The sequence below is a fragment of the Pseudomonas argentinensis genome (assembly GCF_001839655.2).
GTDB classification, from domain to species: domain Bacteria; phylum Pseudomonadota; class Gammaproteobacteria; order Pseudomonadales; family Pseudomonadaceae; genus Aquipseudomonas; species Aquipseudomonas argentinensis_B.
The window spans coordinates 311,199-331,272 of sequence record NZ_CP056087.1 but is presented as its reverse complement, the minus strand read 5'-3'; the positions used below and the strand labels follow the sequence as shown (position 1 = coordinate 331,272).

The window sequence follows — 20,074 nt, the reverse complement described above, 5'->3', positions numbered from 1 at the left end:
TCATGTCCTGGAACAATCGTGTGGTTTGGTCGGAGGGAATGTTCCTGCGACCGCAGCACTTCCAGCAGCAGGATCGCTACATCGAAACCCTGGTCGAAAGCCGCAGCCATGCCGTGCAGCCCGGCGCCTGGGGCTTTTCCCAACTGCTGATCGACAGCGCCCTGCTGGCCCAGGGCAAGCTGGCGATCCTCTCGGCGCGCGGCCTGCTGCCGGATGGCACACCCTTCAACATTCCCGAGAACGATGCTGCGCCAGCGCCGCTGAACATCGACGAGAACCTGCGTGACGGCATCGTCTACCTCGCTCTGCCGCTGCGCCGCGCCGGTCTGCGCGACACCGTGGAAGCCGGCGAGCCGCTCGGCTCGGCGCGCTACCTGAGCAGCGTGCATGAAGTGCGTGACGACAACTCCTCGCTGGAAAGCCGTGCGCCAGTGGCCATCGGCTCCCTGGCGCTGCGCCTGATCACCGAGCGCGACGGCCTTGATGAGCATGCCGCGATCGGCGTAGTGCGCGTGGTGGAGAAGCGCGAGGACCGCAGCCTGCTGCTCGACGACAATTATATTGCGCCGCTGCTCGATGTTGGCGTCTCGCGGCCGCTGTCCGGTTTTCGCCACGAACTGCTCGGCCTGCTGCATCAGCGCGGCGAAGCTCTGGCCGGGCGGGTGGTGGCGTCCGGCGCTGGCGGCGCTTCGGAAATCGCCGATTTCCTGCTGCTGCAACTGGTCAACCGCGCCCAGCCGCTGGTCGCGCACCTGGCGCGCATCGCCCCGCTGCACCCGGAAGTGCTGTACCGCGAACTGGTGGCGCTGGCCGGTGAGTTCTCGACCTTTACCGCGGCCGAACGCCGGCCGGGCGAGTACCCGGTGTACGAACACGACGACCTGACCAGCACCTTCGCGCCGGTGATGCTGGCGCTGCGTCAGGCACTGTCGATGGTCATCGACAGCCGCGCCATCCCGATTCCCATCGTCGAGAAATCCTACGGCGTGCACGTGGCGATGCTCGCCGACAAGTCGCTGCTCGACTCGGCCAGCTTCATCCTCGTGGTGCGGGCCGACGTGCCGGGCGAAAGCTTGCGTGGGCATTTCCCGCAGCAGGCCAAGATCGGCTCGGTGGAGCACATCCGCGACCTGGTCAATCTGCAACTGCCGGGCATCGGCCTGCTGCCGCTACCGGTGGCGCCGCGCCAGCTGCCGTACCACGCCGGCTCCAACTATTTCGAACTGGACCGGGGCAGCGATCACTGGAAGCAGCTGATCCACTCCGGCGGTTTCGCTTTCCATATCGCAGGCCAGTTCCCGGGCCTGAACCTGGCCTTCTGGGCCATCCGAGGCTGACGCGCGATGACCATCGACGATCCATTTGGCGCCCTGCCCGGCCAGACCGGCAAGGGCAGCGACCCGGCGGGCAACGACCGCACCATGATCATGCCGCGCCCCGGTGGCCGCACCGCCGAACCCGCGCGTCCGGCGCCCGCCGGCTCGCCGCCGCCAGCCATGCCCAGCGCGCCGCCGCTGGCTGCCCGTGGCCTGGGCCTGAACCCCATCGAAGCCGCCGCAGGTCCCATGCTGGCGCTGCTCACCCGCCTGCGCAGCACCATTTCCCATCCCGCGCCGGCCAGCCTGCGCGCCCAACTGCTCGGCTACCTGCGCCAGTTCGAAGACAAGGCCCGCGCCGCCGGGGTGGCTCAGGACGAAGTGATGCTGGCGCGCTACGTACTCTGTACCGCCCTGGACGAAGCCGTGCTCAGCACGCCCTGGGGTAGCGCCAGCGACTGGAGCAAGCAGAGCCTGCTGATCACCCTGCACAACGAAGCCTGGGGCGGCGAAAAGGTCTTTCAGCTGCTCGACCACTGCCTGCAGAACCCCCGCCAGCGCCTCAACCTGCTGGAGCTCCTGTACCTGTGCATCAGCCTCGGCATGGAAGGCCGCTACCGGGTCATGCAGGACGGCCGCAGCCAGCTCGACGCCCTGCGCGAGCGGGTGGCGGCGACCATCCGCAGCAGCCGTGGCGAGATCGAGCGCGAGCTGTCGCCGCACTGGCGCGGCCTGGTGGTCGCCCGTGATCGCCTGCGCCAGTTCCTGCCGCCCTGGGTGGCGGTGGCCATCGGCCTGGCGATCCTGCTGGTGCTGTTGTTCGGCCTGCGCATGAAGCTCGCCGCCGAGGCTGAACCGGTGTTCCGCAACCTGCATGCCCTGGGTGACGTGCCGGTGCAGACCATCGACCGCCCGGCCCAGCAGCCACGGATCGTCGAGCGGCCGCGCCTGGCCGGTTTCCTGGCCGAGGAGATTCGCGCCCAGAAGGTGGCGGTGGAAGATGCCGTCGACCGCTCGGTGGTGACCATTCGCGGCGACCAGCTGTTCGCCTCCGGCAGTGCGTCGATCGCCGACGACTTCCAGCCGTTGCTGCTGCGCATCGCCGAAGCCATTCGCAAGGTCAACGGCCGGGTGCTGGTCACCGGCCATAGCGACAACCGACCCATCGCCACGCTGCGCTATCCGTCCAACTGGAAGCTCTCCCAGGACCGCGCCCAGCAGGTGATGGACGTGCTGGCGGCCAAGACCGGCCAGCCCGCGCGCTTCCGCGCCGAGGGGCGCAGCGATACCGAGGCGGTGGCGTCCAACGACACGGCAGAAGGCCGCGCGCGTAACCGCCGGGTGGAAATCACAGTCTTTGCGGAGGGCGTCGAGTGAAGGCGTTGTTCGGTTTCATGGCCCGTTGGGTCATGCCGGTGCTGGGCCTGATCGCGCTGGCACTGGTGATCTGGTTCATCGGCCCGCTGATCGCCATCGGCGGTTTCGAGCCACTGGCGAGCACTACGGCGCGCTGGACGCTGATCATCCTGCTGTTCGCCGCATGGGCGGCCTGGCGGGTAATGCGCATCCTCCAGGCGCGGCGCAATGCGGCCAAGGTCATGCAGGGGCTGGTCGAGGTCGCGCCGGATCCCACCAGCGTGGCCACCGCCGAAGAGCTGGCCACCCTGCGCCAGCGCATGGACGAAGCGCTTAACCTGCTCAAGCGCGCCAAACTGGGCGGCGGTGAGCGGCGCAATCTCTACGAGCTGCCCTGGTACGTGATCATCGGCCCGCCCGGCTCCGGCAAGACCACCGCGCTGGCCAACTCCGGGCTGCGTTTCCCGCTTGCCGAGCAGATGGGCGCCGGCGCCGTGCGCGGCGTGGGCGGCACCCGCAACTGCGACTGGTGGTTCGCTGACGAAGCGGTGCTGCTCGACACCGCCGGCCGCTACACCACCCAGGACAGCCACGCGGCGGTCGACAAGGCCGCCTGGCTGGGCTTCCTGGGCCTGCTGAAGAAGCAGCGCTCGCGCCGGCCCATCGATGGCGCGTTCGTGGCCATCAGCCTGTCCGACCTGCTGCTCGGCAGTGACAGCGAGCGGGCGGCCCATGCGGTGGCCATCCGCTCCCGGGTGCAGGAGCTGTACACCCAACTCGGCGTGCGTTTCCCGGTCTATGTGATGCTCACCAAGCTGGACCTGGTGCCCGGTTTCATGGAGTTCTTCGAGGGCCTGAGCAAGGAGGAGCGCGCCCAGGTCTGGGGCATGACCTTCACCCTGGATGACGGCAAGAGCGCCGAGGGCCCGCTGCAGGTGTTTCGCAGCGAGTTCGACGCCCTGGAAGCACGCCTCAACGAGCGCCTGGTCGAGCGCCTGCAGCAGGAGCGCGACCCGGCGCGCCGTGACCTGATCTACGGCTTCCCCCAGCAGTTCGCGGCGCTGCGCGAAGCGCTGGCGAGCTTTCTCGATGGCGTGTTCAAGCCCAACCCCTACGAGGAACGGGTGTTGCTGCGCGGTGTTTACCTGACCAGCGGCACCCAGGAAGGCAGCCCGATCGACCGGCTGATCGGCGCCATGGCCCAGAGCATGAGCCTGGACCGCCAGCACCTGGCCCGCCAGACCGGCACCGGGCGCAGTTACTTCATCGAGCAGCTGCTGCGTGACGTGGTATTCGGCGAGCGCGGCCTGGTCGGCGCCAACCCCAAGGTCGAGCGGCAGAAGCGCTGGCTGGCCCGCGGGGTGATCGCCGCGACCGTGGTGCTGGTGCTTGGCACCGCCGCCGTCTGGTTCGCCAGCTTCCGCGCCAACCAGGCCTATATCGCCGCCGTGGATGCCCGTGTGCAGCCGCTGCGTGGCGAGCTGCAGGCGCTCAGCCCGGCGCAGCGCGAGGTGCTGGCGGTGCAGCCGCTGCTCAACGCCATCCGCAATGTCAGTGGCGATGCGCCAGGCTGGGCCGAGGGCTTCGGCCTGTACCAGGGCGATATGCTCGACAGCGAAGCCTCCAGCGTCTATCGCAAGCTGCTGATCGCGGTCATGGCGCCACGGGTGCTGGCGCGCCTGGAAGAACAGCTGCGTGGCGGCGGCCATTCGGACTTCCTCTACGAGGGCCTCAAGGCCTATCTGATGCTGGGCGAAGCCGAGCGCTACGACGCCGATTTCATCAAGGCCTGGATTGCCCTGGACTGGGACCGCAGCCTGCCCCGCGACCTGCTGCCCGAGCAGCGCGAAGCGCTCAACGCGCACCTGGCGGCGCTGTACGACCGCCAGCCGCCGGTGGTGCGCCTCGATGAGCACCTGATCGAGGACGTGCGCCGCCAGCTGCAGCGCCTGTCCGTCGCCCAGCGCGCCTACGACCGGGTCAAGCGTCAGAAACTGCCGGACGGCATTCCCGACTTTCGCGTCAGCGAAGCTGCCGGGCGCGACGCCGCGCTGGTGTTCACCCGCAAGAGCGGCAAGCCCCTGAACGAGCCGCTCAGCGGCTTCTACACCCAGCGCGGTTATCGCGAAGCGTTCCTGGTCGGCAGCGTCAGCCAGGCCGGCACGCTGGCCGAGGAGCAGTGGGTGCTGGGCCGCAGCCTGGACGATGGTCAGGACGCCGCTGCCCTGGCCCTGGAGGTACGGCGCCTCTACGTTCAGGACTACATGCGCCAGTGGGATGCGCTGCTCGCCGACCTCGACTTCGTGCCGGTGACCAGCGTGGCCCAGGCCGCCGACGTGCTGCGCGTGCTGTCGGGCCCCACCTCGCCGCTGAAGAAGCTCCTGCAGGCGGTGGCCAAGGAAACCGACCTGCAGAAGGAGGAGCGGCTGGTGGCCGAGAAGCTCAAGGAGCGCGGCGGCGATACCGTCGACCGTCTCAAGCAGCAGCTCGGCTCGCTGGTCGGCCAGTCGGAAGAGGGCGCAGCCCAGGTGCTGGCCACCGAGATGGACCCGATCACCGCCCACTTCGCCGAGCTCAACAGCCTGGTCGAGGATGCCGAAGGCCAGCCGCCGGCCATCGACGCGCTGCTGCAGGACCTCAACGCGCTGTACGTGCAGGTCAGTGCCATGAGCGGCGCCAGTGGCGAAGCATTGCTGGGCGAGTCGCGCAACCAGACCACTGCCGCCGCCGACCAGGTGCGCCTGAGCGCCGAGCGCCAGCCGCCGGTGGTGCAGGGCTTTTTGAAGTCGGTGGTCAGTTCGACCACCGGCACCATGATGGGCGGCATCCGCAACCAGCTGAACGCTGCCTGGATGAGCGAAGTGGTCAGCGTCTACCGCCAGTCCCTGGCCGGGCGTTATCCGCTGGATCGCGGCAGCAGCCGCGACGCGACCCTGGACGACTTCGGCCATTTCTTCGGCCAGGGCGGGGTGCTCGACAGCTATTTCCGCCGCTACCTGCAGCCTTATGTGGACACCTCGGCCAGTACCTGGCGCTGGCAGCCGGGCGCTGCGCAAAAGCTCGGTATCGGCAGCGGCGTGCTGCAGACCTTCCAGCGTGCGGCGAGTATTCGCGAAGCCTTCTTCCGCTCCGGCGGCACCCAGCCGATGGTGCGCTTCGAACTGCGCCCGGTGGCCATGGATGCCAGCATCGAGCAGTTCCAGCTCGACCTCGATGGCCAGCAGTTCACTTACGACCATGGCCCGGCGCGCCCGGTGGCCATGCAGTGGCCGAGCGCCAACGGCACGGGCGTGGTGCGCCTGAACATTTCGCCGGCGGCGGTCACCGGTCGCTCCGGCATCACCCTGGAAGGGCCGTGGGCCTGGTTCCGCCTGCTCGATCAGTCGGACCTGGCCCAGGGTAATTCACCGGATCGCTTCACCCTGCGCATGCGGGTGGACAACGCCAGCATTTCCAGCGAGCTGCGCGCCAGCAGCGCGTTCAATCCATTCCGCCGCCAGGTGGTGAGCGGTTTCAGCCTGCCGGAGCGTTTGTGAGTACACCAGGTTTCTACGGCAAGCTGGCCGTACGGGGAGATTTCATTCATCGCGGTTTGAGCCCGGCGTTCATCGAGGCCTGGGATACCTGGCTGGCGGCGGGTTTGGCGGCCAGCCGGCAGACCCTCGGCGAGGCCTGGCTGGACGCCTACCTGGTCAGCCCGCTGTGGCGTTTCGCCGTGGCGCCCGGCCTGCTCGGTGCAGAGCCGGTGTGCGGGGTAATGATGCCCAGCGTCGACCGGGTGGGACGCTATTTTCCGCTGACCATCGCCCTGCCGTTGCCGGCCGATGCCGATCTCGGCCAACTGGTCAGCGGCGTTGACGACTGGTTCGAGCGCGCCGAAGGGCTGCTGCTGTCGACGCTGGAGGAGGGTGCCGATGCCGAGGCCTTCGAGCGCGGCGTCGAGGCACTGGGCAGCCCGATGCTGGCCGCCTGCAGTGAACAGCGCCAGGACGCCAGCGGCGCCGCTATATGGTCTGTGGAAAACCCCCAGGGCCGCGGCCTGGCCCTGATGCAGCAGGCCTGGAATGGCGCCAGCCTGTGGTGGGGCAATGGCTCCGAGCGCGTATCGCCCGGGCTGGTCCGCTTCACTGGGTTGCCACCGGCTGAGGCCTTCTGCCGCCTGCTCAGCGAGTCTGCGGGAGACCAGCCATGAGCCCGTCGAGCGTGACGCGCTACCGGTCGGCCGGGCATACCCATGTCGGCATGGTGCGCAAGATCAACGAGGACGCCTGCCTGGACGCCCCGGACAACGGTCTGTGGGCCGTGGCGGACGGAATGGGCGGGCATGCCAGTGGCGACTTCGTCAGCAGCCTGATCATCGACAGCCTGCGGGCCTTGCCGCCCAGCGCGGTGCTCGACACCTACCGCGGGGCGATCATCGACACTCTGGATCAGGTCAACGGGCAGGTGCGCGTCGAAGCCGAGAAGCGCGGTGGCGCGACCATGGGCAGCACCGTGGTGGTACTCGCCGCGCGGGGCGCCGAAGCGCTCTGCCTGTGGGCCGGTGACAGCCGCCTGTACCGGCTGCGCAATGGCGACCTGCAGCCCATCAGCCGCGATCACAGCTACGTGCAGGAGCTGGTGGACAGCGGCCTGCTCGACGACGAAGCCGCGCGCAGCCACCCCATGGGCAATATCGTCACCCGTGCGCTGGGCGTGCAGGATGAGCTGGAGCTGGAAACGGCGACCCTGGAGGTGCGCCCCGGCGACACCTTCCTGCTGTGCAGCGACGGCCTGAACAAGACGGTCGAGGATCACGAACTGCGTGAAGTGCTGGGCCACGAAGACCCCTACCAGGTGGTGCGCAGCCTGGTGCACCTTGGCTTGACCCGGGGCGCGCCGGATAATATTACCGCCGTGGTGATCAAGGCCGGCTAGGCCGCCACGGCCTCTGCTCCACTCACCATCCAAGACATCCGCCACACCCGGGGCTCCCGGGGTGGCCTCGGAAGACCAGATAGCATGGACATGCAAATACCGGGTTACGACATCGAACGCGAGCTGGGCGATGGCGCGATGGCCGTGGTCTACCTGGCGACCCAGCGTTCCCTCGACCGCAAGGTGGCGCTCAAGGTGATGGCCGCCTCCCTGGCCGCCGACCCGACCTTCTGCGAACGCTTCCTGCGCGAGGGCAAGACCCTGGCGCGGCTGTCGCACCCCAATACCGTGACCATCCACGATATCGGCAATGTCGGCAGCCTCTACTACATGGCCATGGAGTACCTGCCCAACGGCACGCTCAAGGAACGCATCGCCGCGGGCCTGGGCATCGACCAGGGGCTGCTGTGGATCCGCCAGATCGCCTCGGCCCTGGGTTATGCACACGCCCAGGGCATGGTGCACCGCGACGTCAAACCCGCCAACATCCTGTTCCGCGCCGACGGCACCGCGGTGCTCAGCGACTTCGGCATCGCCAAGGCGCTGGATGATCGCACCCAGTTCACCCAGGCCGGCTTCGCCGTCGGCACGCCGAGCTACATGAGCCCCGAGCAGGCCCGCGGCCTGGACATCGATGGTCGCGCCGACCTCTACGCCCTGGGTGTGGTGCTCTATGAAATCCTTACCGGCAAGCTGCCCTATACCGGTAGCGATTCGCTGTCCACGGCGCTGGCGCACCTGACCGAGCCGCTGCCGGCACTGCCCATGGTGCATGGCCGTTACCAGCCGATTCTCGAGCGCCTGCTGGCCAAGGATCCCAGCGCACGCTTCGCCGGTGCCGCCGAGCTGATCGCCGCCCTGGATCGTCTGCAGGTCCCGGCCGACGATGCCACCCTGTTCCAGCCGCTGGTGCTGCCGAGCGCTGACAAAGCGAACGACACCAGCGTACCGCCGCTGGCGCCGGTATCGGTGGAGATTCCCACCCACGCACCTGCCGAGCCCACGGCAGCGCCGCGACCGCAGCCGTCGCCGCTGGCGTCTTCGGTACGCCAGGGCAATGCCGGCGCCAGCAGGAAACCGCTGATTCTCGGCGTTTCGCTGGCGGGCGTGTTGTTGCTGGCCGGTTGCGGCTACTGGCTGTTCGGCTCGGAAGCAACAGAGCCCGCTTCGCCGCCGCTGACCGGTCAGCCGGCCCAGAGCCAGACGCAGGCTCAGTCCCAGGCACTGGCCCAGCCCAGCGGCGAGGCCGGGCCGATCTCTGCGCTGGCCGACAGCGACGGCGGTGATCGCCCGCTGCTGATGCCCGGCAAGAAGACCCTGTTCCAGCGCGTGCTGAGCAAGCCGGGCGCCAAGCTGGCCGATGAAGCCGGCGGCAGCGGCGGCAAGGACATGCCGGCGTTCTCGGTGTTCTACGTCTACGCCCGCCAGGACATCGACGGTCAGCCCTGGCTGCAGATCGGCGCGTCCACCGATGGCCGCCGTGATGGCTGGCTGCCGGCCAATGCGGTGAGCGACTGGAAGCAGAGCCTGGTGCTCAAGTTCACCGAGCGTTCCGGTCGTGCGCCGGTGATGTTCGTGCGTGACGCCTCGGCCCTGGAGCAGTTGCTGGCCGAGCCAGCCCGGGCTCGTGAGGCCTTGCGCGAGGCCCTCAAGGGCACCGGCCACAACGTGGTGGCGGTCGAGCCGGGCGGCAGCGCGGTGCCCCAGGATCAGTTCTACCTGCTGCCGATCTTCGACTCCGAGGAAACCTTCGACGCCAACGGCCAGCCGCTGCAGCTGCTCAACGTCGCCTCCATCGATCCGGGCAGTGCCCCGCAAGCCGGGGCCGAGAGCACGCCTGCGGCGATGCCGGAAGGCTTCAGGACGGCCATCGTGCTGGTGGTCGACACCTCCGTATCGATGCAGCCCTATATCGATCGCGTGCGCGACGTGGTGCACGAGCTGCAGGGGCAGATCGCCAAGCGCGGCGACCTGGACAGCGTCAGCTTCGGCATGGTCGGCTTCCGCAGCAACACCAGCAAGACCCCGGGCCTGGAATATACCGCCAAGACCCTGGTGAGCCTGGAACAGGGCCGCGACCCCGAGCGCTTCCTGCAACTGGCGCAGCAGATCAAGGCCACCGACGTGTCCAGCCACGACTTCGCCGAAGACGCCTTTGCCGGTGTCATGCAGGCGGTCGACGGCATGGACTGGAACGGCTACGGCGGCCGCCTGATTCTGCTGGTCAGCGATGCCGGCGCCCTGCGCAAGAGCGACCCACTGGGCCTGACCCAGATGAACGAGGCCGAAGTGCGCGAGGCCGCCCTGCGCAAGCAGATCAAGATCTACGCCCTGCACCTGAAGACCCCGGCCGGCAAGCGCAACCATGGCTTCGCCGAGCAGCAGTACCGCAGCCTGACCGCCGACCCCAACCCGCGCATCGGCGACCTGTACGTGCCGGTGGCCGGCGGCGATGTGAATGCCTTCGGGCAGAGCGTGGCGCAGATCGGCACGAGCTTCGCCGACCTGGTGCACCAGGTGCGTACCGACAGCAGCCTGCCCGAACCCAAGGGCGGCGCGAGCATCGCCGACAAGTCCGCGGCGGTCGGTTACGCCATGCACATGGATTTTCTCGGCCACCAGAGCCAGGCCCGTGCGCCCCAGGTGGTCACCGCCTGGACCAGCGACCGAGACATTACCGACCCGGCGCTGCCGGCCTTCCAGGTCTGCGTGCTGCTCACCAAGCTGCAGCTCAACGACCTGCAGCAGTCGCTACGCATGGTGGTCGATGCGGCGCGGCGCACCCAGAGCTCGCCCAAGGACTTCTTCCAGGAAATCGCCAGCGCCAGCGCGCACATGAGCCGCGACCCCTCGGCCCTGGTCAAGGGCGGCAACCTGGCGCAGAGCGGCGTGCTCGGCGAGTACCTGGACGGCCTGCCGTACCGCAGCAAGGTGCTGAACATGAGCCAGGACCTGTGGCTGTCGCTCAGCGTCGCCGAGCAGGAAGATTTCATCGACGAGCTGGATTCCAAGATCCGCCTCTACGAAACCTTCCACAACGACACGGCCAGTTGGGTTCGCTTCGGCGATGCCGCCCCCGGCGACGCGCTGTATCGCGTGCCCTTGTCGACGTTGCCCTGATGCTCGGCCTCGAGGCGATCAGCAGGACCCGCGGCGCCGACGGGCAGCGCTATCGCCTGGAAATTCCGGCGCTGCAATTGCGCGCCGGGCGGCGCATCGCCCTGATCGGCGCCAGCGGCAGCGGCAAGAGCACGTTGCTCGACCTGCTGGCCCTGGTGCTGTCGCCCGACCCGGGCGGCGTCCTGCGTTGGGACGACGGTGGGCAATCCCTCGATCTTGCCGAGCTGTGGCGCCAGGGCCGTCACGATCAACTGGCCGCACTGCGTGCCCGGGCCTTTGGCTACGTGCTGCAGACCGGCGGGCTGCTGGGCTTTCTGAGCGTGCGCGGCAATATCCAGCTGCCCCGTGAGCTACTCGGCCTGCCGCCGGGCGACGCCGTCGAGCAACTGGCCGAGCAGTTGGGCATCGCCGAGCTGCTCGACCGCCAGCCGGGTCGCCTGTCGGTCGGCCAGCGCCAGCGGGTGAGCATCGCCCGGGCGTTGGCCCATCGGCCGGCCATCCTGCTTGCCGACGAGCCGACCGCTTCCCTCGATCCGCTGAACGCCGAGCGAGTGATGCAGTTGCTGGTGGAGCAGTCCGCCGCCCGTGATCTATGCCTGCTGATCTCCACCCATGATCAGGCATTGGCTGAGCATTACGGGCTGACCTCCATGCAGCTGCGGGTCGAGCAGCAGGGCGACGGCCTGGTGGTCGCGCGCCTGGCGGAGTGCGGCTGATGCGCCTGGCGCTGTTCGCCCGCCTGGCCTGGCAGGATTATCGCTGCGACGCGCGGCTGTCCTGGTGCGCGATCCTTGCCCTGGCGGCGGTCATCGCACCCCTGCTGGTGCTGTTCGGTCTCAAGTTCGGCGTGGTCACCACCCTGACCGAGCGCCTGGAGCGAGACCCCGCGGTGCGCGAGATCATTCCCCTTGGCGGCGCCCGCTTCAATTTGCAAAGCATCGACGCCCTGGCCTTGCGCGAGGATGTCGGTTTCGTGATCCCGCGTACTCGGCAGATTGCCGCGACCGCCGAGTTGCAGGGGCCAGGGCAGACGCTCACCGTGGAAATGCTGCCGACCGCCGAGGGCGACCCGCTGCTCGGTAGTCTGCCTGCGCCCTTCGATGCGCGTAGCGTGCTGCTTAGCCAGAGTGCAGCGGAAAAACTCGGCCTGTCGGCAGGCGATGAGCTGCGGGCCAGTTTCGGACGCAGCGTGGCCGGCCAGCCGCAAGTGGCCCAGGCCAGGCTGCGGGTGCAGGCTGTCCTGCCGGTAGCGGCGTTCTCTCGGGATGCATTGTTCACGTCCCTGAGCCTGCTGGAGGCCGCCGAGGACTATCGCGATGGCTTGGCCGTGCCGTCGTTCGGCTGGCTCGGCGAGCAGCCCGAGGCGCAACGCGAGCGGGTCTATCCAAGCTTTCGTTTGTACGCTCGGGATCTGGATGGGGTGGAAAGCCTGCGCCAGTATTTCCAGGAGTCGCGCCAGGCGGTGGCGACCCAGGCCGAGGCGGTCGCCCAGGTGCAGGCGCTGAGCCGCAATCTGGCATGGGTGTTCTGGTCGGTGGCCTGCCTGTCCCTGGCTGGCGCCTTCGCCGCGCTGGCCGCCGGCACCCTGGGCGCGGTGGCGCGCAAGCGTCATGAGCTGGCGGTGCTGCGCCTGCTGGGCTTCCCGGCCGTGGCGCTGGTCGCCTTCGTGGTGCTGCAGGCGCTCTATACCGGCATCGCCAGCCTCCTGCTCTCGGCACTGCTGTATGGCCTGGCCGCCAGCGGGCTGAACCTGTTGTTCCAGTCGGCGCCGGGCGAATATGCTTGCCGACTGCTGCTCTCCCATTATCTGCTGGCAGCGGCGGCCACCCTGCTGTGCTGCGTGCTCGCCGCCGCTGCCGGGGGCTGGCGGGCGGCTCATCTGCAAGCCTCGGAAGGATTGCGTCATGTATAAGGTGCTCAGCGCCACCCTGGTTCTCTCGTGCCTGGCCGGTGCTGCCTGGGCCGAGCCCGATGCCGATCCGCTCTACAACCCCAAGCCGCTCAAGGGCGACGTCAGTCTGCCGCTGCCCTGCGACGGGGAAATGGTGTTCCGCCACGTCTACGTGCTGGCCAAGGGCTCGCTGGACGACCACGAAGTCACCCTCGGCTACCCCTTCAGCGAAGGCGAGCCGGGCTATCAGCAGTCCTTCATCTCCGGGTACCGCCGCGACTACATCAACGGCCAGTTCACCCTTGGCGACCTGTCCAAGGACTGGCAGGCCAAGGTGCGCGGCGAGCTGCCAAAGGCCGACGGGGTGACCCCGCTCAAGCCGATGCTGTATTTCATCGGCAAGTACGAGGTGACCCAGCGCCAGTACGACCTGGTGATGGCCCAGGCGCCGTCCCTGGCCGGCGAGGGCGAGCCGCCGGCCTGCGCGACGGCAGCCGGGATGGCCGCGCGGCTGCCCAAGGTCAACCTGTCGCGCTTCGACGCCGAGCGGTTCGCTGCGGTGTACAGCGCCTGGCTGCTGAAAAACCATCGCGACCTGCTGCCGGTCAGCGGGCGCAGCGGCAAGGGTGAAGACGGCGGCCAGGCGTTCGTGCGCCTGCCCACCGAAGTGGAGTGGGAATACGCCGCCCGTGGCGGTCACGCGGTAAGCCGCCAGCAGTTGGAAGCGCGGCTTTTCCCGCGCCCGGTGGAGGGCAGCGAGAGCGATGGCCCCCTGGGCGACTGGGCGGTATTCAACCAGGTCGCCGGCGGCACCGGGCAGAACGCGCGGTTGTTGCCCATCGGTCTGAAGAAGCCCAATCCGGTCGGCCTGTTCGATGTGATCGGCAACGCTGCGGAGATGGTCCAGGAATCCTTTCAGCTGGTGCATGCCGGGCGCCGCCAGGGCACCTACGGCGGCTTCGTGGTCAAGGGCGGCAATTATCTGGAAGGGGAGATGACGCTGTTCACCGGCATGCGCCGCGAGTACCCGTTGTTCGGCGCTGATGGCAGCGAGCAGCGCAATGAAACTACCGGTTTTCGCGTGTCGATTGGCGCACTGTCGGCGCCCCGTTCGCGATACAAGGAACTGTTTGCGCAATGGAAGGACGAAGGACGGGTTAGCACGCTCACCGACGAGATCGACGAAGACCAGGACGCCACCAAACTGCTCGATGGGCTGATCGCCAACAGCGACGATCCGCAGCTGCGCGACCGCCTGGCGATCGTCAACGAGGAACTCAAGCGCAGCGTCTCGCTGATCGCCAAGCAGCGTGAGGATGCCGCCGGCAACCTGATCCAGTCGGCGGCCCTGGTGGCCGAAACCATCAACAACTACAACATTCGCCTGACCAATCTTCGCAAGAGCCGTGACGAGGCTCGCAGCGCCAAGGATGAAGCCTCGGCGAAACTGTTCGAAGCGGCCATGGCCAATGGGCAGAGTGCACTGGACGGTGCGCTGGCGATCTACATCGACAACCTGGCCAACGGTACGCGCTACAGCAACGCGGTCATCCAGGCGCAATTCCAGCGCACCAAGGAAGAGCTGGCGCGCAAACCCGTGCTGGGCAAAAGCTTGGTAACCCGAGCTACGCTGTTCGTGCGGCACGTGGGTGAATACCGCAAGAACCGCAAGGCTGATGCGGATGTGATTCTCAAGCAATTGCTGGCACCCTGATCGGGTCGCCCAGCCGTTACGGATTCAGGCACTGGCGAGCGGCCGGTGCCGATGTGGCAACTCCACGGCTGTCGCCGTGAAAACGCAGGCGGTGTCACCCGGCCCCGCCTGAATGGAATAAACGCTCACTCAAGTACGAGATCGACGACGATGCAAACTTTCAACAAGGCCCCCGCTTTTTCCTCGATACGCACTGCGCTGCTTTCTGCCGTTACCTGCACCAGCGTGCTGCTGGTCGGTTGCGCCGGTTCGCCAAGTTCCCAGGTCGCCTCGACCACCAAGGCCGAATACTTCCCGCAGTGCTACGAGCCGGTCACCCAGCTGCGCAGCTCCGACGAAGCGATGAGTCGCAGCGTCGCCATCGGCGCCGTTACCGGCGGGCTGATGGGCGCCCTCGGTGGTGCCCTGGTCGATGACGACAAGCGTGGCCGCAATGCCGCCATCGGTGCTGCCGGTGGCGCCCTGGCCGGCGGCGCCCTGGCGTACTACAACCAGCGTCAGCAGCAGATCAGCGACGACAATGCGCGCCTGGCCTCCTACGCCACCGACATCAACACCAACAACCAGAACATCGACCGCAACATCCGCTACGCCACGGCCGCACAAAGCTGCTACCAGCAGGCGTTCACCCAGCTGCGCGCCGATCGCAAGGCCAACAAGATCAGCGACGCCGATGGCCGCAAGCGCCTGGCCGAGATCGTCAGCGGCCTGAACGAGACCAACGCGCTGCTGGCCAAGGTCGACGGCCGCACCGGCGAGAACGTCAACACCTACACCCAGGCCTACGAGAAGGACCTGCAGACCGTGGGTGTCGAGCGCAAGGAAGTGACCAAGGTGGCCACCGCCAAGCAGCCGAAGCCTACCGCCAAGGTCACCAAGGAAGTGATCACCACCGAGCAATCGCTGCAGAAGGCCCAGGCCAAGCAGAAGGAAAGCCAGCAGGTGGCCAGCCGTGGCCGTACGCTGATCAGCGACGTGTGCAACAACCCGGACATGGGCGACTGGGCACCGGCCAGCTGCAAGGCCTGATCCGCGCTCCATCAAAAAAGAACCGCGCCTGGCGCGGTTTTTTTATGCCTGGCGTTTTATCCCGGCGTCAGCCGAGCGGGCTAACCGAGCGGTAATCTGCTCGGGTGATTGATGCCGGTCATTATCGCGCCCGCGACGTTGAGCAATCATGGCGGGTGCCGAGTGGTAACCAGGCTGTTAGGGTGCAGGGCTGGGCGGCGTGCTGATTGGTGCGCCTGCCTCACGCCATGCTGCCCCGAGGTTCGTGCAGAAACGCGCGGCTTGAGTACTTTAGCACTGCCGTGCCTGACAGGGCGGGCGGAACGCCCCGGTTCATAACACTTCTCTTAGCCGTTTGGATGAGCTGATGAACAAGACAATAGTGAGTCTGCTGCTGGCGCTGGGCCTGGCCGGAACGGCCCAGGCGGCGGGTGACCCGGCCGCGGGGCAGGCCAAGGCGTTGGTTTGCGGGGCCTGTCACGGAGTCGATGGCAACAGCGCGCTGGCCAACTTCCCCAAGCTGGCCGGCCAGGGCGAGCGCTACCTGCTCAAGCAGATGCAGGACATCAAGTCCGGCGCCCGTCCGGTGCTGGAAATGACCGGCATGCTCGAGCCGCTGAACGAGCAGGACATGACCGACGTCGCGGCGTACTTCGCCAGCCAGAAGATCAGCGTGGGGGCGGCCGATGCGGCGCTGGTCGAGCGCGGCCAGGCGCTGTTTCGCGGCGGCAAGCTGGCCGAAGGCATGCCGGCCTGTAGCGGTTGCCACTCGCCCGATGGCAGCGGTATCGCCACGGCAGGCTACCCGCACCTGGGCGGCCAGCACGCCGATTACATCGCCAAGCAGCTGACCGCCTTCCGTGAAGGCGAGCGCAGCAATGATGGCGACGCCATGATCATGCGCGACATCGCCGCCAAGCTCAGCAACAAGGATATCGAGGCGTTGTCGAGCTATGTTCAGGGCCTGCACTGAGGCCCTGATCGGCTTTTGCCTGACGGTGAACAAAAAGGGTGGCGATGGCCACCCTTTTTCGCTGGCGAGCCCGCTACAATGAGAGGAACCTGCCGGGTGGCGACCAGTCGAACCAGAGCTGTCCGCAGCACCTTCATCGTTAGGAGTCATGCATGCGTAATCTGATCCTTTCCGCGGTTCTGGCCACTGCCAGCCTGTTCGGCGTTAGCGCCCACGCCGCCGATATCGAGGCCGGCAAGCAGTACGTCGAACTGAGCAACCCGGTACCGATTTCCAAGCCCGGCAAGATCGAAGTCGTCGAGCTGTTCTGGTACGGCTGCCCGCACTGCTATCAGTTCGAACCGACCCTCAACCCCTGGGTCGAGAAGCTGCCGGCCGACGTCAACTTCGTGCGCATTCCCGCCCTGTTCGGCGGCCTGTGGAACGCCCATGGGCAGATGTTCATCACCCTGGAAAGCATGAAGGTCGAGCACAAGGTGCACGACGCCGTGTTCCGCGCCATTCACAAGGAAGGTCGCAAGCTGGCCACGCCGGAAGAAATGGCGGATTTCCTGGTCACCCAGGACATCGACCGTGACGCCTTCCTCAAGGCATACAACTCCTTCGGGGTGAAGAGCCAGATGGAAAAGGCCAAGAAACTGGCCATGGCCTACCAGATCAATGGCGTACCGGTGATGATCGTCAACGGCAAGTACCGCTTCGACATCTCCAGCTCGGGTGGCCCGGAGCAGACCCTGCAGGTCGCCGATCACCTGATTGCCAAAGAGCGCGCCGCCAAGTAATCGATCTATCGGAGCGCCTGCCATGCTGCGTCGCCGCTCGATGCCCCGTCAGGCTGGCCTGTGTGATCCACAGGTCAACCCCGACTGCACCCAGGATAGCGAGTGGCCGCAGGACGGGCGCTTGCGCCTGCTCAGCTTCAACATCCAGGTCGGTATCAGTACCGAGCGCTATCACCATTACCTGACCCGCGGCTGGCAGCACCTGCTGCCCCATCAGGGCCGTGCCGGCAACCTGCAGCGCATCGGCGACCTGCTCGGCGACTACGACATCGTCGCCCTGCAGGAGGCCGACGGTGGCAGCGTGCGCTCCGGCTTCATCAACCAGGTCGAGCACCTGGCACGCATGGGTGCCTTCCCCTACTGGTACCAGCAGCTCAACCGCAACCTGGGGCGTTTCGCCCAGCACAGCAACGGGCTGCTCAGCCGCCTGCGGCCGACCCTGCTGGAAGATCACCCGCTGCCCGGCCCGGCCGGTCGCGGCGCGATCCTGCTGCGCATCGGCGAAGGCGACGACGCCATCGCCGTGGTGATGATGCACCTGGCCCTCGGTGCGCGTACCCGCACCCGGCAGCTGGCCTATATCCGTGAGCTGATCGGCGGCTATCGCCACCAGATTCTCATGGGCGACATGAACACCCACGCCATCGACCTGCTGGAGCACTCGCCACTTCGCGATCTCGGCTTGCTCGCCCCCCAGGTCGAGGCGACCTTTCCGAGCTGGCGTCCGCAGCGCTGTCTCGACCATATTCTGCTCAGCCCCGGTCTGGAGCTCGAGCGCTTTCAGGTACTGGCGCAGCCGATCTCCGACCACCTGCCGGTGGCCGTGGAGATTCGCCTGCCCAATGCCCTCACGCCACCGTTGACGCCCCGTGTACAGGAGCCCTGAGCATGGCCGACGACGCCAAACGCTGGCGCGAGAAGTACCTTGCCAATATCGAGCAGCAGGAAAAGCTCGAACGCCGCTGGGACATGCGCATCGACCTGCTGCGTCGCGGGCTGGTGCGCAGCAGCCTGGCGGCCGAGGGTGCCGACAAGGCGGTTGACCAGTGCATGCAGGATCTGCGCGAGATCCTGCGCCGTGACGACATGGACGCCGGCCTCAGTGCCCTGATCCCGCGTCTGGAAAAGACCGTGCTGGACTCCGAGCAGCGCCGTCAGCAGCGCATCGAGCAGGTTGCCAGCGGCCTGGCCAGCCTGGTGGCGCAGTTGCTGAAGATGGATCTGCCGGGTGACGTGCGCAAACCGCTCAAGCGCTATGCCAAGCAGGTCGAGGAGCGGGCCCGGCAGGCCCGGGAAATGCCCGCCCTGCTGGCCGAGTTGAGCCAGTTGCAGCAGCAGGCGCTGCAGGCGCTGGGCGGCGAACAGGTCGCGCGGCCGGGCTTTATCGAGCGGCTGTTCGGTAGCCGCGATAACGCCAGCCCGGCGGTCAACGCCGAGCCTGCGGTGGCCACTGCGCCGGGAGAGCCGGGCGATCAGACCGCGAGTGCGCCTGGCGAGGCTGTCGCTCAAGCAGTGGCCGAGTCGGCGGCCGAACGGGAGCCGCAAAGCGCAACGGCCGAGACAGAAGAGGCGCCTGCCATTGTCCCCGGAGCGCCGTCGCCGTCTCCCGAAATCTCTCCACAACCCGCCATGGCGCCAGCCCGAGTTGCTGCCAACGCGCCGGCTGTCGTCAGCCGTGTGATGCTGGACAGTCTGCCGCTGTCGTCAGCCTTGCTGATGCCATCGCCGGCGGCCAACGCGCCGGCCGAGCCGGTTGCAGCCTCCGCCGCCGTGGCGGGACCGATCCAGGAGGTGGCGCCCGAGGCGGCCGCGGCCAACGAAGCGGTTGCCCAGGCCGATCCCGAGTACGCCCTGCCACCAGCGCCCGAACCGGGCTACAGTGCCATCGCCGGCCATGTGGAAGGCAGCCTGCTGAAGCTGCTCGAGGAGTTGCCGCTGCCCGAGCGGCACCAGGGCCAGGCTGACGCGTTGCGCCAGCGCATCACCGCCGGGCTGAACATGTACGAGCTGGTGCCGGTGCTCGATGACCTGGCGGTGCTGATGCTGGCGATCGCCGATGTCGGCCAGCGCGAATTCGAGGGCTACCTCAAGCAGCTCAACGAGCGCCTGGCTGCCTTCCAGGGTAGCCTGCAGGACGTCCACGCCGACTACACCGATTCCGCCGAGGCCGCGCGCAGCCTGGACAGCGAGCTGCGCCAGCAGGTCGACGGTCTGCACAGCAGCGTGCAGGAGGCTACCGATCTCGACAATCTCAAGGAACTGGTGGAAAACCGTCTCAGCGGCCTGCTTGGCACCATGAGCCAGTACCAGCAGCAGCGCGATGCCCGCGAGCTGCAGGTTGGCGAGCGCCTGCAGATTCTGGTCGATCGGGTGGCCAGCATGGAGCTGGAGGCCAAGGGCTTTCGCGACCACCTTGAAGAGCAACGCCAGAAGGCCCTGCTCGACCCGCTCACCGGGCTGCCCAACCGGGCGGCCTGGACCGAACGCCTGGATCTCGAGCTGGCGCGCCTGCAGCGTTATGGCGGCGACCTGCTGCTGGCGGTGCTGGATATCGATCACTTCAAACGCATCAACGACGATTACGGCCACCTGGCCGGCGACAAGGTGCTGAAGATCATCGCCGGCGAGCTGTTCAAGCGGCTGCGCAAGACCGACTTCATCGCCCGCTTCGGCGGCGAAGAGTTCGTGCTGCTGGTTCCGTCCACGCCCATGGAGGGCGGCTTGAAGCTGCTCGACACGCTGCGCTCGGCGATCGAGAACTGCCCGTTCCATTTCAAGGGCGAACGCGTGACCATCACCCTGTCCGGTGGCATCAGTTCGTTCAGCAGCGCCGAGCGCAGCGAGCAGGTGTTCGAGCGGGCGGACCAGGCCCTGTATCGCGCCAAGCGCGGCGGGCGCAACCGGATCGAGGTGGGTTGAGCGCGGCTGCCGGCTGTGGGCGGCAGCACCGGGTGCGTTCTGTGCGCCAGGCTCGCCAGGCCTGTGCCGGTTGTCGCA

Annotated in this window: 14 protein-coding genes; all 14 read left to right on the top strand. The window is 67.5% G+C overall.

The window, feature by feature from the left end; translation table 11 throughout:
* Window positions 1-2 precede the first annotated feature (2 nt).
* Window positions 3-1,337 carry a type VI secretion system baseplate subunit TssK gene (gene tssK / locus SA190iCDA_RS01535; RefSeq protein ID WP_070885814.1) on the top strand — a complete coding sequence of 445 codons (1,335 nt, stop codon included), beginning with the start codon at window positions 3-5 and terminating at the stop codon, window positions 1,335-1,337.
* A 6-nt stretch (window positions 1,338-1,343) separates the two neighbouring features.
* Window positions 1,344-2,693, top strand: a complete 1,350-nt coding sequence (locus SA190iCDA_RS01530) for a DotU family type VI secretion system protein (protein WP_070885815.1) — start codon at window positions 1,344-1,346, stop codon at window positions 2,691-2,693.
* The gene (gene tssM / locus SA190iCDA_RS01525; RefSeq protein ID WP_070885816.1) at window positions 2,690-6,208 is read left to right on the top strand and encodes a type VI secretion system membrane subunit TssM; all 3,519 of its coding nucleotides are present in this window, start codon (window positions 2,690-2,692) and stop codon (window positions 6,206-6,208) included. The genes SA190iCDA_RS01530 and tssM overlap by 4 nt, the downstream gene beginning before the upstream one ends.
* Window positions 6,205-6,864, top strand: a complete 660-nt coding sequence (gene tagF, locus SA190iCDA_RS01520) for a type VI secretion system-associated protein TagF (RefSeq protein WP_070885817.1) — start codon at window positions 6,205-6,207, stop codon at window positions 6,862-6,864. The genes tssM and tagF overlap by 4 nt, the downstream gene beginning before the upstream one ends.
* Window positions 6,861-7,589 (top strand): PP2C family protein-serine/threonine phosphatase, encoded by a 729-nt coding sequence (locus SA190iCDA_RS01515; protein ID WP_070885818.1) that lies wholly within the window; start codon window positions 6,861-6,863, stop codon window positions 7,587-7,589. Before tagF ends, SA190iCDA_RS01515 begins: the two co-directional genes overlap by 4 nt.
* An 84-nt stretch (window positions 7,590-7,673) precedes the next feature.
* On the top strand, window positions 7,674-10,709 hold the full coding sequence (locus SA190iCDA_RS01510) for a serine/threonine-protein kinase (RefSeq protein ID WP_070885819.1): 3,036 nt from the start codon (window positions 7,674-7,676) through the stop codon (window positions 10,707-10,709).
* Window positions 10,709-11,425 (top strand): ABC transporter ATP-binding protein, encoded by a 717-nt coding sequence (locus SA190iCDA_RS01505; protein WP_070885820.1) that lies wholly within the window; start codon window positions 10,709-10,711, stop codon window positions 11,423-11,425. Before SA190iCDA_RS01510 ends, SA190iCDA_RS01505 begins: the two co-directional genes overlap by 1 nt.
* Window positions 11,425-12,621: an FtsX-like permease family protein gene (locus SA190iCDA_RS01500; protein ID WP_070885821.1), complete on the top strand. Its 1,197-nt coding sequence runs from the start codon at window positions 11,425-11,427 to the stop codon at window positions 12,619-12,621. The genes SA190iCDA_RS01505 and SA190iCDA_RS01500 overlap by 1 nt, the downstream gene beginning before the upstream one ends.
* A complete protein-coding gene (locus SA190iCDA_RS01495) occupies window positions 12,614-14,314 on the top strand; it encodes a formylglycine-generating enzyme family protein (protein WP_070885822.1) in 1,701 nt (566 codons plus the stop codon). The genes SA190iCDA_RS01500 and SA190iCDA_RS01495 overlap by 8 nt, the downstream gene beginning before the upstream one ends.
* 150 nt (window positions 14,315-14,464) lie before the next feature.
* Window positions 14,465-15,343 (top strand): type VI secretion system-associated lipoprotein TagQ, encoded by an 879-nt coding sequence (gene tagQ, locus SA190iCDA_RS01490; protein ID WP_070885823.1) that lies wholly within the window; start codon window positions 14,465-14,467, stop codon window positions 15,341-15,343.
* Between the two features lie 346 nt (window positions 15,344-15,689).
* Complete coding sequence (locus SA190iCDA_RS01485; protein WP_070885824.1) at window positions 15,690-16,295, top strand: c-type cytochrome; 606 nt, start codon at window positions 15,690-15,692, stop codon at window positions 16,293-16,295.
* 152 nt (window positions 16,296-16,447) lie between these two features.
* A complete protein-coding gene (locus tag SA190iCDA_RS01480; RefSeq protein WP_070885825.1) occupies window positions 16,448-17,077 on the top strand; it encodes a thiol:disulfide interchange protein DsbA/DsbL in 630 nt (209 codons plus the stop codon).
* 22 nt (window positions 17,078-17,099) lie between these two features.
* Window positions 17,100-17,963, top strand: a complete 864-nt coding sequence (locus SA190iCDA_RS01475) for an endonuclease/exonuclease/phosphatase family protein (protein ID WP_070885826.1) — start codon at window positions 17,100-17,102, stop codon at window positions 17,961-17,963.
* A 2-nt stretch (window positions 17,964-17,965) separates the two neighbouring features.
* Entirely contained in the window at window positions 17,966-19,996 is a 2,031-nt protein-coding gene (locus SA190iCDA_RS01470) for a GGDEF domain-containing protein (protein ID WP_070885827.1), read from the top strand.
* The last annotated feature ends 78 nt before the right edge of the window (window positions 19,997-20,074 follow it).